This window comes from Fodinisporobacter ferrooxydans (assembly GCF_022818495.1).
In the GTDB taxonomy this organism is placed as follows: Bacteria; Bacillota; Bacilli; order Tumebacillales; family MYW30-H2; genus Fodinisporobacter; species Fodinisporobacter ferrooxydans.
In genome coordinates, this window is the sequence record NZ_CP089291.1 from 2584722 (window position 1) to 2601366 (window position 16645).

The window sequence follows — 16645 nt, forward strand, 5'->3', positions numbered from 1 at the left end:
TATACTATGGACACACCATTGTATGAAAAAATTTTTTTAGAACTGCTGGAGCAAATTCGATCAGGCATATTAAAGCCAAATGATCGCGTTCCTTCAGAAAAAGAGTTGGCAGATCAGTATCAGGTAAGCAGAATTACATCCAAAAAATCACTGGAAAAGCTTGCGCAATTAGGTGTAATTGAGCGGATTCGCGGAAAGGGCTCCTATGTGTCGGATTCATTGCCGGATCTTACAAAATTAGAGCAACCGGGGACTCAGTCCCAAAGCTTAGAAACGGAAAAAAATCCGAATGGTCTGATTGGAGTGATCATACCTGATTTTTTTTCAGATTGTTATGGAAGAGAAATATTGCGCAGCATTGAAAAACGATGTTCGGAAATGAAATATCATATAGTCATCAAGTTAACATACGGCAGTCAGGAGGAAGAAGAACTGGCGATACGTTCGCTCGTGCAGCAAGGTGTAAAAGGGTTGATTATTTACCCAGTCAATGGACAACATTATACTGCCAGTTTATTAAGGCTGGTATTGGATCAGTTTCCGCTGGTTTTAATTGACAGATATCTGAAAGGCATACCAGCATGTTCGGTGTATACGGACAACAAAGCAGCCGCGCAGGAATTAACAACTTTTTTGTTAGTTCAGGGACATCAGCACATTGCGTTTGTTTCGCCGCCTGAGGAATATACCTCCTCGATAGAAGAACGAATTCAAGGATTTACAACCGCCCATTCACACAGAGGATTCGCTGTCAATCCGAATTACGTGATAACGGAATTGTTTAGCACTTTGCCAAGTTTTAAACAAAGTGATGAAAGCGTGGAAGATCAGATTACATTAAAGACGTTTATTCAAGAAAATCCTCAAATAACAGCGTTTGTTGCTTGTGAGTATGAAATTGCAGTTGTACTTGTACAGGTATTACAATCACTGGGAAAAAAGAATCTGGACGATTACGCAATCACTTGTTTCGATCACCCGGAACATCCGTATAATGATTGGATCATCACACACATTCAGCAAAATGAACGATTGATCGGATTGAAAGCTGTAGATTTGCTCATTGACCAATTAAAAGGGAAGCCCGTGCCAAGTCAAAATATAATCGGTTTTCGCTTGGTTGAAGGCAATACGACAAGGCAAATGACCCGATCAAACAGATAAAATACAGCTAATATATTGAATTAGGTAAATCATCATTTTTTTGAAAACATAGATGACATATTAATATGTTTATGATAATATATTAATATAAAATTTATTATAACCAAATGTTTATGTATAGCAATCTAAGGCGTAGTTCTATACCAAACAAATGGTTTTATTTTTACCGCCTATAGAAAGCGCTTTCTTTTTCGGTTGTTAGAATTGTTTTGAAATGCTCATATGTTTTTATTGTAATTTGTAAAAAATTCCAATTTGTTAAAGAGGGCTTTTTATCCTTCTTTCTATATCAACATGCAAAGGAGGGATTGATTCGTCATTCGTTCTTGCCCACATGTTACGAACTACATATTCTAGGAGGGGATTCAAATGAAATCCTTATGGAAAAAGAGTTTAAATGTAATGTTGATCGCTGCATTACCTTTATCTTTGACAGCATGTGGCAGCAGCCAACAAACTTCAGGTACAAGCACAAAGCAATCGTCAGACAAGGTCATAAAGGTTGCCTATCAATCTTTTGGCCAGCCTCCGATTTGGGTAGAAGAATGGTTGAAAAAAGCAAAAACCGGTTTCGAAAAAGATCATCCCGGTGTAACGATTCAATTGGAACCGATCCAAGCCTCAGAAAACGATTTCTACACAAAAATTGACTTGATGATGAAATCTGCCGGTACAGCACCGGATGTTGTAACAGAAGATACATTTCTGATCAACTCGGATGCATCCGCAGGTTATCTTGCGCCATTAAATACGTATGTCAGCAAATGGCCCGATTGGTCACAATTTAGTGATGCAATGAAAGCGGGAAGTACGGGGAGTGATGGCAATGTCTATGGCGTACCTTTTAGCACAGATACTCGCGGGCTTTGGTATGACGTAAATATTTTCAAAAAAGCAGGATTGCCCGTCCCATGGACCCCAAAAAACTGGAATGACATTATGGCTGCTGCGAAAACGATTAAAGAAAAAGTTCCCGGCGTTGTTCCTTTCTATGGACAAGTCGGAAAAGCAACTGGCGAAGCAACAACGATGCAAACATTTGAAATGTTGCTATATGGGACAAACGATACTTTGTATGACACATCTACCAAAAAATGGATAGTCAAAAGCCCTGGTTTCTTGGATTCATTAAAATTTATTCATAATATCTATTCACAAGGTCTTGGACCACAATTATCTGTCGTTTTGACAGGGCAAGCTGACCAAACCGTGACTCAGCAAATGATGCCAAAGGAAAAAATAGGAATTGCAATGGACGGCAACTGGATTCCAAGCAACTGGTTGCCAAACGGGCCCGCTCCATGGAAAGAGGGCACCAAAACCTATCAATTAGCTGCGATGCCAACACAAAATGGGCAAGCGCCGGGTGCTACATCCATGTCGGGCGGTTGGGCCCTTTCCATATCGAAACTGTCGAAAAATAAAGATTTGGCTGGGCAGTTCATCGAGTACGCTGTCAATAAAGAAAATGATGAGTGGTATGATATGCATGGTGGAAACTTGTCGCCTCGAACGGATGTGGCGAATGATCCAAAATATCAAAACACACCGGGACAAGAGTTTGGACCTGCAACTCAATTTACTAAATTTACACATTTCCGTCCGGCTAATCCGCAATATCCGTCTGTTTCCACACAAATCCAGGCGGCTGTGGAGTCGGTTGCAACAGGTGCAGCAACGCCGCAACAAGCGATGGATCAGTATGCCGCGAACGTGCAACGGATCGTTGGAGCAAATAACACAGAAACCAAGTGATCGTCAATATTATGATGCAACGCCGTAGAGGTACGGCGTTGCAAATTTAAATATGGAGGTAACGTTATGGAACTGGCTGTTCGCAATTCGACTCGTAAGAATATGCGCCTCAAGCGAAATGGCCATGAATCATTGCGGGCCGCTTTGTTTTTGCTCCCAACGTGGTTGTTGCTGCTCATATTTTTTTTCCTTCCTATTGCACTTACCTTTTATTATGCGTTTACAAACATCTCGTTAACAGGAGCAGCTTCGGCACATACCGAATTTGTCGGTTTTCAAAATTTCACATCCATGTTTAGTGACCCAAGTTTTCGAATGAGCGTAATCAATACCATTGTGTTTCTGCTAGCATCGGCGATCGTTGGCCAGCAAGTATTGGGGCTAATTCTTGCATTACTCATGAATGAAAAGAAGCAGTGGTTCCGAAGTGTGATCGGTTCGTTGGTCATTGCCGGTTGGGTGACGCCGGAAATTGTCGTGGCGTTCATTTGGTTCGCTTTTTTAAGTGATCAAGGAACAGCAAATGTAATGCTTGGATGGCTTGGAATCAAACCGATTCACTGGTTGACAAGTTTTCCTATGGTTAGTGTCATTATTGCAAACATTTGGCACGGAACCGCATTTTCCATGTTGGTGTATCAAGCAGCTCTTGGGGATGTTCCAAAAGAAATCCAAGAGGCAGCGATGATTGATGGGGCACATGGATGGCAACGTTTATGGAGAATTACCTTACCGATGATTCGAAGTTCGATTGTAACGAATATGGTTTTAATTACGCTGCAAACGTTGGGGTTGTTTACATTGATCTACGCATTAACAGGCGGTGGTCCGGGAACAGCAACAGAAACACTGCCGATCTATATGTATCAAGCGGCATTTTCAAGTTATCAACTTGGTTATGGAACTGCTATTTCACTCATTCTTTTATTAATCGGAATTATTTTCAGTGTCGGGTACATTAAAATATCGAAAGTCGATTTATAAAGTAAAGGAGAAATATCCCGTGCAAACATTAAGGTGGAACCGATTTGTGGCGGCTCGAGTCATGCCTTATATCGTTTTGACATTCATAGGAGTCCTGTTTATTCTTCCGCTTTTGTGGATGATTTTTGCCTCCTTTGATAGTCATGCATCGTTAACGGCATCCCTGCCAAAACAATGGACATTTGGCAATTTCGCATCGATTTTTAAAAACCCGGCAAATATCCGTTCATTTGTTAATGGCGGCATTCTTTCATTGGGTCAATCCATTCTTGTCGTTGTCATCGCTGCTCTTGCAGCATATCCGCTGTCAAGATACCAATTAAAATATAAAAAACCGTTTATGTATACCATTTTGTTTGCAACAGGCCTTCCGATTACAGCTGTGATGGTGCCTGTATATGAATTGTTTGTATTTTTTAATTTGCAAGATTCCATTTTTTGGACCATGATCTTTCTGACTGCTTCTTCTCTCCCGTATGCAATTTGGATTATGAAAAATTTTATGGATTCTGTTCCCATGGAGTTGGAGGAAGCGGCATGGGTTGATGGAGCTTCTGTTCTGCAAACTTTGCGCAGAGTCGTTACGCCGCTGATGCTTCCAGGCATCTTTACAGTCGGAATTTTTACGTTTTCCGGAAGTTGGGGGAACTTCTTTGTTCCATTTATCTTGATCCAAAGTCCAACGAAATTGCCTGCATCTGTCAGTATCTATCAATTTTTTGGGCAATACGGGATGGTCCAATATGGACAATTGGCTGCTTTCTCGTTTATCTATACCATTCCTGCAGTACTTTTGTACATCTTGTCACAACGATTCATGTCTGCCGGATTTAATTTTAGCGGAGGAACAAAAGGTTAAAAGTTAGGGGGACATCACATGTTTTGGACGGAAGAAAAATTATCTGCAAGAATCAAGGAATTAAATCGATTCCGGTATCGGGAAATGTTTACTCTTGGTTCCTTTCAATCGCAAGAAGATGAAGAAGGAGCGATAGGGGCTCGTCCACCTTCTGATGGAAATTGGCAAACCATTCAAGTAGGCGATCGTTGGAAAGGTCGGGATCGTTACCTGTGGCTAACTGCAAATGTCGATATACCGGCAACTTGGACCGGTCGTGCCATATTAGGGATCTTTGACTTCGGTAAAACAGGCGGCGGCGGCAATTCCGGTTTCGAGTCCCTGCTGTATGTGAATGGGCGACCGTATCAAGGTGTTGACTCCAATCACCAGGAAGTCTTTCTTCCGGAAGGCTTGATTGGCGGCAAAGTATCTCTGCAATTTCGCTTGTGGTCCGGATTGGAAGGGGGAGGTCAGCCAACTCCGCAAGACCATGAGCTGAAACGTGCGGATTTGGGATGGTTGGACGAAGATGCTGATGATTTGTACTATACTGCAAAAGCGGTGTTGGAAACGGTGCATGTGTTGACAGAATCTCAACCCGAACGGATGGTTTTGTTAACGGCATTGGATCGTTCGTTCCTGCAAATTGATTGGTCGGAACCAGGATCGGAATCCTTCTATGCATCGATTCGCGAAGCGCGTTCTGCTTTTCGTACGGAACTTCAATCCATACAAACGCAACATCCGGTTACCATCTATACGATTGGTCATACACATATCGATGTCGCGTGGTTATGGCGGTTAAAGCATACGCGGGAAAAAGCGGCTCGGTCTTTTTCAACAGTTTTACGTTTGATGGAAAAATTCCCGGAGTATATCTTCTTGCAAACGCAGCCCCAATTATACGAGTATATAAAAAATGACTATCCTGAAATTTATGAAAAAATCAAAGACCGAGTTCAAGAAGGACGTTGGGAAGCAGGCGGTGCCATGTGGCTGGAAGCCGATTGCAATTTGACATCCGGCGAATCGTTGGTACGACAAATTTTGATGGGCACACGCTTTTTCCGGGATGAATTTGGTGTAGAATGCAAGTATTTATGGCTGCCAGATGTGTTCGGGTATAGCTGGGCATTGCCGCAAATTTTAAAAAAATCCGGTATTGATACGTTTATGACAACAAAAATCAGTTGGAACCAATACAACCGTATGCCGCACGATACATTTAAGTGGCGGGGAATGGATGGAACGGAAGTTTTAACACATTTTATCACAACGCCAGAAGTCGAAAATCCGGATAAGTGGTGGTACACCTATAATGGACAAATCACGCCTGTAACCGCACAAGGAATTTGGAAAGTGTATCGTGATAAATCGATTAACCAAGAGTTGCTTCTCTCCTATGGCTACGGAGATGGCGGAGGTGGCGTTAACCGCGAAATGTTGGAAATGCGTCGCCGCTTGGAAGATATGCCTGGATTGCCAAAAGTAGTGACGGGCCGTGCGGATGAATTCTTCAAGAAATTAAATGATTGCATTGAAAAAACGGAGCAGTATGTACACACGTGGGATGGAGAATTGTATCTCGAATACCATCGTGGCACCTATACAAGTCAAGCATACAACAAACGCATGAATCGGAAATTGGAATTGCTCTATCGGGAAACGGAATGGATGAATGTAGTACAGTCTGTTTTCAAATCCGATTGGTCATTGTATCCACAAACGCAATTGAATAACGGTTGGAAAATCATTTTACGCAACCAATTCCATGATATTATCCCCGGTTCTTCGATTCACGAAGTATACCAAGATAGCAAATTGGAATATGCAGAAGCAAATGAAATTGCTGCAAATGAATGGAAAAATTCCGCAAAAACGATTGTTTCGGAACTAGATACAAATACATTCACCGTGTTCAATTCAGCTCCATGGACACGTACGGACCTCGTACACATTCCCATGAAACAAGGAATGGAATATGGAAAGTGGTACCAAGGCGAACATGCATTGTCTGCACAAGTATCGGAAGACGGCTGGCATGTACAAGTACAAAATATGCCATCTATGGGACTTGCCACGATTCGTTTTGAATCCGAACGTAATAGTGAAGAAGATGTTCCATTCGTACTTAAAGAAAATGGATTGGCTACACCTTATTACGAACTGGAATGGAATGAATTCGGTCAACTTGTTCGTATCTTTGATCTAGAGGCTAACCGTGAAGTATTGGCCGATGGTGCAAACGGGAATGTTTTGCAAGTGTTTGAAGACAAACCAAAAATGTTCGAAGCATGGGACATAGATTTGTTCTATCAAGAAAAGAAAAAGGAAATTACACAGCTTCAATCTTGTAAGGTTACGGAGATTGGATCTATTCGTACTGTTGTTCGATTTGAATGGATGTACAAACATTCCACGATTGTTCAAAACTTAGTCGTGTATCGCGACTGTAAACGCATCGATTTCCATACAACGATCGATTGGCATGAAAAACAACAGTTATTGAAGGTGGCATTCCCGGTTGATGTTCGTTCCACGGAAGCCACATATGATATCCAATACGGAAACGTCAAACGTCCGACACATTGGAACACCAGTTGGGATCAGGCAAAATTTGAAACGGTTGGCCATCAATGGGCAGATCTATCGGAACAGGGGTATGGTGTAAGTCTATTGAATGATTGCAAATATGGTCACGATATTAAAGATAATGTGATTCGTCTTTCTCTGATCAAGTCTGCAACATATCCTGACACTCAAGCAGATCAAGGAACACATGTATTTACGTATTCATTATTGCCGCATACAGGTTCTTGGTTTGAAGGAAATACAGTTCAAGAAGCTTGGGCACTGAATAGCCCATTAACATTTGTGCAAGGAAGGTCACCGGAAGAAAAATTTTCTCTTTTCCAAACTGCTGCTAAAAATGTCATGATCGATGCAGTGAAGAAGGCGGAAGACCAAGATCAACTCGTCTTGCGTGTGCATGATTTCTCCGGAGGACGTGGAACTGTTGAAATTTCGAGCGATCTGATCATTCAATTTTGGCAAGAAACCGATCTACTGGAACGTCCTATTGGTGAAATTTCAAATGACTCCAACATCAAATTTGATCTAAAACCATATGAGATTAAGACTTTCTTAATAAATCTCGCCAAGATGTAAAAGAATCGGAGCGTACGAGGAATGAAGAACATGTCATATGCTATTGGAATTGATATAGGCGGGACCAGGGTAGCTATCGGATAGGTTAATAGTTATTAGGAATCTATTATAAACTCTGCATCTATAATGATGAAAGGATGTTGGAGATTTATGAAGTTTAAGATAGCTTTAGGGCAAATTACTCCCGTAACAGCGAACTCGGATGATAATCGTAAAAAAATGGCTCATTATATACAAGAAGCGGCTAATCGGGGAGCTAAATTAATTATTTTTCCCGAATTAGCCCTGACAGGGTATAACTGTGGAGATATATTTTTTAACGTAGCAGAAGAAATTCCGGGAGAAAGTTGCGAGTTTTTTGAAGAGGAAGCTAAAAACCATGAAATCTATATTGTTTGGGGTATGCCAGAGCGAGGGTTAGATGGCATCCTTTATAACACAGCGGTTCTAGTTGGTCCAGAAGGCTATATCGGAAAATGGAGGAAGCACGCCCTGCCAGGTCATGCAACGGACAGGATAGGATCTGGAGCATTCCCGGATCGCCGTTTCTTTAAGAGGGGAACACAATCGCCTGTTTTTGACACAGCACTCGGACGAATTGGATTATTAATTTGTTACGATATTTTTTACCCTGAGTTAGTACGATTACTGACATTGAAGGGATGCGACTTGATTGTTGGAATTTCAGGATCTCCTTCATTTGAAAGAAACATATTTGAGCCGATAGTGAAGGCGAGGGCAATGGAAAATACGATTTGGTTTGCCTATACAAATTTGGTTGGAACGGAAGGAGATACGGAATATTGGGGAGGCGGTTGCTTAATTGCACCCGGGGATAGAGATACAAAAGTGCCCGGTACAATATTAGCAAAAGCTCCATATACAGGGGAAGGAATAACCATCGGAGAAGTGGATCTAACCCTGACATCACAATTTAGACCGTTATTTCCCGTTCTTCGTGATTTAGAAACGGAGATGTACCGTCAACTGTTAACTGTTCATGATAGAATTCATGGGTAAAAATGATATATGTGGAATGAATAAGAAAGTTTGTGATGAAAGGTTCCTGGAGTTGATCAGGGGCCTTTTTTGTGTTCAGGTACAACAATCAAAACACATGTTGTCACAAATTCTGACTAAAGGATGAAATCTAAAAAAATATCTTAAAATAGTGTTTTTTATTTGTATTTTCGATATAATTTAGTACTAAGGGGGAATCAATGTGATCTTTAGCAAACTCCAAGTTCAGGTCAAAAAACAATTCGACGTATATACAGTTGATCAACTTGTTCGAATTGCTAGTAGATTCCAATCGGATATTCATTTAGAGTACAATGGAAAACAGGTTGATGCCAAAAGTATTATGGGTATTTTTACTTTATTGATCGCCGTAGGATCAACAGTTGTAATCTCCGCAATGGGCAATGATTATCAGCAAGCTCTTGAAGCCATTTCAGCCTATATAACACAACCACCAAACGCATAGTGTCTGGTGGTTTTCCTTTGATTCATCCAAACCATGTTCATCAGTAAACGTTTATTTTGCTGCCTATTTATGATTCAAATCCACCGCGGTATCTTTCAGTATTTCCAATCGTTGTTCCTTCTTCAATTGACGTTTTATTTTCGATATGGTAATCGGATGAATCCCGGTTAATTGAGCCAATTGTTTCTGATTCAATTTGTTTTGTTGTATTAATTTGGCAACGCGTAAAAGAATCACATTGACCCCTCCCTCTATAGATAGATAGTAAGTATATTTTTGCTGGTTTATGGAGTGGTATCACAGTCTATTATAACGTATTAACTCTTTGATGTTAACGGTTTCATAAAAAAGTCACAAAATAGACACATGGCTGGGGTAGATGTACAGTTCGCCCAGCGTGAATGGAATGACCGTTTACAAGCTGAGCTGGAAAAATTGAAGGCGGAGTAAAATTCGTTAATGCGAAGTAAATCGAGGGAGTAGGAGGGCAACGGGTGAATACTCTCCTACTCTTCATACGACTATATGTACCGTTCGGTATACAGTGGTTTATGTTGTGCTACATATTCATCATACTTTTCGACTAAACTTGCAACTAAGGATTCACCGAAAAGCTTGGCAAAGCCAAATTTTCTTAAAGAGGATGTTCAAAAAGTAGTCAAAACTCCACGGCGGCTTGCTTTGCCGAATCCCAAAACGTCTTACTCATGTACCAAACACGTACACTCCGTCGCCTTTTCGTGCTTCGGCTTCGCACTCCTTGTGTCTTACTTAACCACTTTTTGAACACGCACTTAAAGAAAGAAAAATAAAAAAATAGGGACATCTTACGATGCGCCAACTGTGCCAATTTATATGAAAAGAGAGTCAAAGTGGTTAACGAAATAGTACAGGTATAATGTTACATGTTTGCTACGTTTCAATGTAAATTTTGGGAACGCCGAAAACGGTATTGGTTCCATTGAAAACGAATGAAACACCCTACACAAAAGCCGAGTATTGCAATGAATGCTGCTAATGCAACCATTACAGAAAACACATAACCAATAGCGATCCAGCCTACTTCAAAACTAACCAAACTTACCAGAAGGCATATGGTGGCGATCATTTGATTGAATTTTTGTTGGTCGCGATCCTCCGGAATATATGCAGATGATGGTTTGCGTAAAAACAATTTAGCAAAACGCATAACGGGGTTGAAATCAAATAGCAGGCCGAGTATACCCGCTAAAAGTGGCAAGGCAAGAATCCAGGTGATATGGGATACCCATGCAGAGATAACGGAAATAACAATAAACCACTGATTCGTTCGAACAAGGGGACGAGGAATGAAATTTGATTTACTCACAATCAATACCTTACTTTCTCAATTGGATTAGTAAGTTTATTATGGTACTATTTATTCCGTTTCGTCAAGTTTTGTTATACGCTACTGCCTATTTTTATTCAAAAATAAAAGACGCGCCAGTTACGCATCTGGAACGCCTCAAGCGGATTGTCTATACTGAATATGACCATGTAAAAGATACAATAATCCATACATAAACTCTCAAATGTACAATGTCGATTGAGAGGCAAATAATTTAGAATGAAAATTTTGTTGATCTATGTCGTATTATGTACTATTATACTTTACATATGATCATCTATACTTTACATATGATCATCTATACTTTACATATGATCATCTGCATGACAGCCAATCAAATGTTTACAGATTTTTTGAATGCCCACATCTTCATTTGTTTGTGTGTGATGTAAAATGTTGTTGATATACCGTGATATCAAGGATTATAAGGTATTCGGTCTCGTTATATAAATCATTCACGTAATAGTTATAATACAATATTTATTGATAAAGGCAAAACCTGGGAAACTTGGTGGCGCAAAGCTATAGGGACTTCTTTCTTTTTGAAATGTCAGCCAGCTACCGTCCTCAATAACTTATGGTTTTTACCATGGGTTTTTTATTTTGTTTATTTACGTCTGTTTATGTAAATCAGAATCTTTTTTCTGAATATCTTCCCTTCCATACTACTTCATGATTCTTTCCTGCCATATATCAGAGAAGATTATCCAGAAGTTGAATATCTCTAACAACCACTTGTATCAGAAAGTATCGAGACCGGAACAGATATGGCAAAGTTTAAAAAATTGTTTCGGGGATTAAGGAAATGGGGATCTGAAATTATACTCGATGATATCGGGAATGGATTTTCATGGTTTCAAGATGCAGTAGACTCTACGATTCATATGTTTGCAAGAATAACACGGAAAGTGTGAAGTTTTACTTTCAATAATATTTTGAAACAATCTGAAGGGGAGAAATAGGATGAGAAAAAAGTTAATCGTATTACTTGCGTTTTTTAGTATTTTACCAATTCTTTTTATTTCTATTTATAGTTTTTCCGTGAATAACCGGCAAATACAGACCGATGCAAATCAAATTAGCATGGACAATGTAAAAGCTGTTCAATCCGAAATAGATGCTTGGATCAATCAAGATTTTGACTTGCTGCATGTATTGGCGCAAAACCCCGATATTTATAACTATCCTAAAGATCATAACAACTCAAAGAATATTAAAACATTACTTGTGTCAATTGCAAAAGTACATTCGGAATTAGAAGTTATAGCTTATGAGAATTTAGATGGAAAGCAACTTTTCAGAAGTGACTTAAATAAATTTGTAAATTTGAAGGACCGAGCTTATTTTCAACAAGTGCTTAAAACGGGAAAGCCGGCCGTATCCGACATAATTCACGCCAAAGCGACCGGTCATGCTGCAATTGTGCTTGCACAACCTGTTTTTGACAGCAATAACAAAATAAACGGCATTGTTACAGCTACATTAGATCTTTCATCCTTGAATCAATTTGTTAAACAGTTTTCCAAGAATCAAAATATCGCTTATATCGTCGGCCGTGATGGAAAAATACTCGCCCATCCGGATTCGTCCATGTCTGGAAAAGACCTAAGCAAGACAAGCTATATTCAACAGGCATTAAAAGGCACGAGTGGAACGGATGTCATAGTGGATAACGGGATCAAGATGATGATTGCATTTACATCCGATCCGCTGACCGGATGGATCATTTGTAACGAAAAGCCTTATAGCGTCGTAATGGCCCAAAACACTGCGCTTGAACGAAATAGTTTTCTTGTTGTCATTGTAACTTTACTTTTAGCGATTGGATTAGGATATTATTTTTCTAACCGAATCACCAAACCTATTCGCAAGCTAGTCGAAATTTTGAAAGAGGTAGCCGACGGCAATCTTACTTTGCAAGTTGCTATTCATAATAGAGATGAAATCGGTCAACTTGCCCAAAGTTTTAATCAGATGACTCACAATTTACGCGAGTTAATCCAGCAAGTTCGGATAAGTGCGGAGCAGGTCGCTGCATCTTCGGAAGAGTTGCTGGCAAGCTCAGAGCAATCCACCCAAGCCTCCGAACAAATTGCATCTTCCATTCAAGAGGTGGCATTAGGAAGTGGACAACAAGCATCTGATATGGAGAAAGCCGCTCAAACCGTGAATGAAATGGCATCAGGAGTACAACAAATTGCTGTAAGTTCCCAAACCGTATCTACATCATCGATCCAAGCATCTGAAGCATCGAAGAAAGGAAATGAGGCAATACGTAAATCCCTTGATCAAATGAATCATATCCATGTGACTGTAAAAGATGTTGCCAAATCCATCAAAGAATTAGGAGATCATGCGCAAAACATTGGAAAAATCGTGGAAGCCATTACAGGCATCGCAAGTCAAACGAATCTGCTGGCTTTAAATGCAGCTATTGAAGCCGCTCGGGCTGGTGAACATGGGCGTGGATTTGCGGTCGTTGCGGATGAGGTTCGGAAGCTGGCAGAAGAGTCCTCCAAATCAGCAAAGCAAATTGCTGATTATATTGCGACAATTCAAGAAGGGATTCACCAAGCTGTTCAATCTATGGAAGTCGGTACAAAAGAAGTCGATCAAGGAATTGAAGTTGTAGATTTAGCCAAACAATCTTTTGAAAAAATCGAACAATCCATTGAAGAAGTGTCACAACAGATTAAAGAAACTTCAGCTGCAACAGAACAGCTATCTGCAAGTACTGAAGAAATTGTACGTGTGATGGATCAAATTGCAGGAATTGCGGAATCATCAGTAGGGACAACACAAAATGTATCAGCCGCAACCGAAGAACAATTGGCTTCTATGGAAGAAATCTCGGCATCTGCCAGCTCATTGGCAAAGATGGCGGAAGGATTGCAAGAACTCATTAGTAAATTTAAAGTATGAGGTGATCCCTCATTTGGTGGTTACTTTATACCTTTCTTTTATTGGGGTGGAATTATTACACATCAAATGGGCAGATGAAACCACAATGGTGTCGTGCTTGAAATTAGAAACTCAATCTGTAAAAATAACATTTAGCCAGTGTCTTATTTTTATTACGAAAGCCATTTTTATTGGTACGTGATTTCTTAGGACTCATATGGGGAACAAGCAAGTTTCACATAGTTTATGCAATGTAAATAATATTGAAGTATTCAAAAGGGGGAACTCGACTGGTGGAACGAAAACCTACCATTAAAGACATCGCAAAACTTGCGGGAGTTACCCCTGCGACAGTATCGTATGTTCTCAACGGAAACAACCGCGTTAGTGAGGAAACGAGAAAGCGCGTATTGTCAGTGGTCCGGCAGTTAAATTACAGACCCAATATGTCGGCGCGCGCTTTGGTTAGGAATCGATCTTACAGAATCGGTTTGTTTATCCCCATGTCTCCACGCGCATTTTTGGACCCGTTTTTCGCGGAACTTCTCAGAGGATTGACGGAAGTGGCCCTGGCATACAGATATGTAGCATCCATTATTTATGCGAATGGATTGAGGGAAGTCGAATCTCTTCATATTCGTGAACTCGTGGATGGATTGGTGATCACTGAGATCAAGATGCATGATGAATACATACGGTACTTTTACGATAAAAAAATACCGTTTGTCTCCCTCGGGAGAGGAAGCCATAAACATTTCGAGGACTACGTTGTTGCTGACGCAAAAAAAGGGATTCGGGAGGCCATGAAATACTTATACAGATTGGGGCACAGACGTATTGGGATGGTTCTCGGGCCGCTTGGCTATGAGTATATACAAGAGAGATATCGGTTCTTCCGAGAGGTTCAGGAAGAATTGGGTTTAAGCTTTAGTTCGCAATACATTGCGACAGGCGCCAATAGTCAAGAAGGAGGTAAAGAAGGCGCGCGAAGAATTATGTTGCGCTCGACAGTAAAGCCAACCGCAATATTGGCGTCTACAGATATTATGGCCGTTGGCGTCATTGAATTTTTGCAGAGCGTGGGGTACCAAGTTCCCGATGATTTGTCGGTAGTTGGTTATGATGATGTACAGTTCTCCAAGTATATTCGACCCTCTTTGACGACCATACGGCAAAATGTCTATGAGATCGGCCGTCAGGCTGGCACCATGTTAATTTCACAATTGGAACACCTTCCGTATAAAAAACCTTTACAGATCCCTGTAAAGCTTGTTGTCAGGAATTCTACTACGGTTAATAAAGAAAACTTGTAATTTTTCGATTTCTTGCTTGCCATTCACCGAGAAAGCGATATAATAATTACTAAGATAGCTTTAACGTTAAAATTTGATTTACCGTAAGGAAAGATTTTATTTTTTGTCGTGTGCTTAAACGTTAAAGCAACGTATTAACATTTAAGCGAAGTGCCAATGCGTACGTTCCATCTTAAACGGCGCAATCAGTTTTCTTGACGAAATTCCCTGTCTATTAACGAGTACGCCGGGAGGTGACATACGGACAATATAGAGATTGAGCGCCATCAACGAAGGAATCATTTTGAAACAGTATTGTAAAGTCTACACATTTCTGGGGGGTAGATGTTTATGAAGCGTTTTTCAAAATCCATGGCAATTGTTGCTTCCTCTGTAAGCGTTATCACTCTTTTGGCGGGGTGCGGCACAAGTGTTTCAAATTCGTCAAACAAGCAAAGCTTTACCGTTTGGGACGTTCAAACCGGCCCGTTACAAACCATTTTTAAAACAGCAACAAACGATTTTAACAAGGCACATCCGGATACGTTTGCAAACTTGCAATTTTACAGCAACGGCGCGTATAAGCAAAAAATTCAAATTGCCATGGGAGCCAACAATTCCCCTGATATCATATATGGCTGGGGCGGCGGCATCCTGAAAACGTATGTAGATGCACATAAAGTTCTGCCTCTGGACGACTTCTTAAAAAAGAATCCACAATACAAAGATAAATTTTTCCCGAGTATTTGGGGGAATGTTACTTTCGGCGGACATATCTACGGAGTTCCTGAGGGCGCCGGCACACAGCCGGAACTGTTGTATTATAACAAATCAATCTTCCAAAAGTATAATATTCCAGTTCCGGCTACTTGGGATCAACTCGTATCCGATGTGAAAACTCTTAAGTCGCACGGTGTTACTCCAATTTCCATCGGTGCTCGCGACGAGTGGCCTGATTTAATGTGGCTGATGTATTTAACGGACAGAATTGGCGGACCGAAGGTGTTTCAAGGCATTCTGAACAAAAACAAGGACGCGTGGGACAACCCGGCTATTTTGCAATCTTTGCAAATGATTCAACAGTTAGTCAAAGCAGGAGCGTTTGAGAAGGGTTACTCTGGTGTGAGTGCAGATGATAATGAGGATCAAGCATTGCTTTATTCAGGGAAAGCGGCGATGCTTTTGCAAGGAACGTGGGTGTTTCCTTCGATTCAGGCGAGCGCTCCGGCCTTCACGAAAAGCGATTTAGCATGGACAGAGTTTCCAAGTGTCAGTCATGGGGTTGGAAATAAAGCCGATTTGATGGGGAACATTTCAAATTATTATTACATATCTTCGAAAAGCAAAAGTGTCAAGGCGGAGGAAGAGTATTTAAAAGACGTGCCATTCAATCAATACGAGGTCAAGCAAGATATTAAAAATGGTGTGATTCCGCCGGTAAAAGGCATTGAAAGCGAATTCGCACATGCGCAAAATTCCCAATTTTTAAAAGATGTATATAACATAGCGGAGAATGCGCCGGTCTTTGTTACCGGTTGGGATCAATTATTGCCGCCGACGGAAGCTCAAGTTTTGTTGAAAAATTTAAGCAGTTTGTTTGAACTTCAAACGACCCCCCAGCAGTTTGTTTCAAATATGAACGCTGCACTTGCAGGCCAATAAACGGTATGAGAATAGGAATACGT

General features: G+C 40.6%; 12 protein-coding genes and 1 riboswitch. Of the genes, 10 read left to right on the forward strand and 2 right to left on the reverse strand.

Annotation, left to right across the window (positions count from 1 at the left end; translation table 11 throughout):
* Positions 1-6 precede the first annotated feature (6 nt).
* The 7 genes from LSG31_RS12265 to LSG31_RS12295 all read left to right on the forward strand — a co-directional run bounded on the left by LSG31_RS12265 (position 7) and on the right by LSG31_RS12295 (position 9398).
* A complete protein-coding gene (locus LSG31_RS12265) occupies positions 7-1164 on the forward strand; it encodes a GntR family transcriptional regulator (RefSeq protein ID WP_347435396.1) in 1158 nt (385 codons plus the stop codon).
* A gap of 369 nt (positions 1165-1533) precedes the next feature.
* Complete coding sequence (locus LSG31_RS12270; RefSeq protein ID WP_347435397.1) at positions 1534-2919, forward strand: extracellular solute-binding protein; 1386 nt, start codon at positions 1534-1536, stop codon at positions 2917-2919.
* A 66-nt stretch (positions 2920-2985) separates the two neighbouring features.
* Positions 2986-3903, forward strand: a complete 918-nt coding sequence (locus LSG31_RS12275) for a carbohydrate ABC transporter permease (protein WP_430734194.1) — start codon at positions 2986-2988, stop codon at positions 3901-3903.
* A 61-nt stretch (positions 3904-3964) separates the two neighbouring features.
* Positions 3965-4762, forward strand: a complete 798-nt coding sequence (locus tag LSG31_RS12280; protein ID WP_347439502.1) for a carbohydrate ABC transporter permease — start codon at positions 3965-3967, stop codon at positions 4760-4762.
* A gap of 18 nt (positions 4763-4780) precedes the next feature.
* On the forward strand, positions 4781-7912 hold the full coding sequence (locus LSG31_RS12285) for an alpha-mannosidase (RefSeq protein WP_347435398.1): 3132 nt from the start codon (positions 4781-4783) through the stop codon (positions 7910-7912).
* A 150-nt stretch (positions 7913-8062) separates the two neighbouring features.
* The gene (locus LSG31_RS12290; RefSeq protein WP_347435399.1) at positions 8063-8932 is read left to right on the forward strand and encodes a carbon-nitrogen hydrolase family protein; all 870 of its coding nucleotides are present in this window, start codon (positions 8063-8065) and stop codon (positions 8930-8932) included.
* Between the two features lie 202 nt (positions 8933-9134).
* Complete coding sequence (locus LSG31_RS12295; RefSeq protein ID WP_347435400.1) at positions 9135-9398, forward strand: HPr family phosphocarrier protein; 264 nt, start codon at positions 9135-9137, stop codon at positions 9396-9398.
* A gap of 63 nt (positions 9399-9461) precedes the next feature.
* On the opposite strand, the gene LSG31_RS12300 is transcribed toward LSG31_RS12295, so the two are convergent.
* A complete protein-coding gene (locus tag LSG31_RS12300) occupies positions 9462-9635 on the reverse strand; it encodes a helix-turn-helix domain-containing protein (protein WP_347435401.1) in 174 nt (57 codons plus the stop codon).
* Positions 9636-10317: 682 nt separating this feature from the next.
* The gene (locus LSG31_RS12305; RefSeq protein ID WP_347435402.1) at positions 10318-10746 is read right to left on the reverse strand and encodes a DUF4395 domain-containing protein; all 429 of its coding nucleotides are present in this window, start codon (positions 10744-10746) and stop codon (positions 10318-10320) included.
* 502 nt (positions 10747-11248) lie between these two features.
* A riboswitch (cyclic di-GMP riboswitch) is annotated at positions 11249-11333 on the forward strand.
* 397 nt (positions 11334-11730) lie between these two features.
* On the opposite strand from LSG31_RS12305, the gene LSG31_RS12310 reads away from it, so the two are divergent.
* The 3 genes from LSG31_RS12310 (at position 11731) to LSG31_RS12320 (ending at position 16622) form a co-directional block, all read left to right on the forward strand.
* Positions 11731-13689 (forward strand): methyl-accepting chemotaxis protein, encoded by a 1959-nt coding sequence (locus LSG31_RS12310; RefSeq protein ID WP_347435403.1) that lies wholly within the window; start codon positions 11731-11733, stop codon positions 13687-13689.
* 272 nt (positions 13690-13961) lie between these two features.
* The gene (locus tag LSG31_RS12315) at positions 13962-14981 is read left to right on the forward strand and encodes a LacI family DNA-binding transcriptional regulator (RefSeq protein WP_347435404.1); all 1020 of its coding nucleotides are present in this window, start codon (positions 13962-13964) and stop codon (positions 14979-14981) included.
* 330 nt (positions 14982-15311) lie between these two features.
* Complete coding sequence (locus tag LSG31_RS12320) at positions 15312-16622, forward strand: ABC transporter substrate-binding protein (protein WP_347435405.1); 1311 nt, start codon at positions 15312-15314, stop codon at positions 16620-16622.
* Positions 16623-16645: the final 23 nt, after the last annotated feature.

What these genes read in the sequence shown, in the direction of transcription:
- LSG31_RS12265 (WP_347435396.1), top strand. Translation starts at nt 7, where the DNA reads ATGGACACACCATTGTATGAAAAAATTTTTTTAGAACTGCTGGAGCAA.
- LSG31_RS12270 (WP_347435397.1), top strand. Translation starts at nt 1,534, where the DNA reads ATGAAATCCTTATGGAAAAAGAGTTTAAATGTAATGTTGATCGCTGCA.
- LSG31_RS12275 (WP_430734194.1), top strand. Translation starts at nt 2,986, where the DNA reads ATGGAACTGGCTGTTCGCAATTCGACTCGTAAGAATATGCGCCTCAAG.
- LSG31_RS12280 (WP_347439502.1), top strand. Translation starts at nt 3,965, where the DNA reads ATGCCTTATATCGTTTTGACATTCATAGGAGTCCTGTTTATTCTTCCG.
- LSG31_RS12285 (WP_347435398.1), top strand. Translation starts at nt 4,781, where the DNA reads ATGTTTTGGACGGAAGAAAAATTATCTGCAAGAATCAAGGAATTAAAT.
- LSG31_RS12290 (WP_347435399.1), top strand. Translation starts at nt 8,063, where the DNA reads ATGAAGTTTAAGATAGCTTTAGGGCAAATTACTCCCGTAACAGCGAAC.
- LSG31_RS12310 (WP_347435403.1), top strand. Translation starts at nt 11,731, where the DNA reads ATGAGAAAAAAGTTAATCGTATTACTTGCGTTTTTTAGTATTTTACCA.
- LSG31_RS12320 (WP_347435405.1), top strand. Translation starts at nt 15,312, where the DNA reads ATGAAGCGTTTTTCAAAATCCATGGCAATTGTTGCTTCCTCTGTAAGC.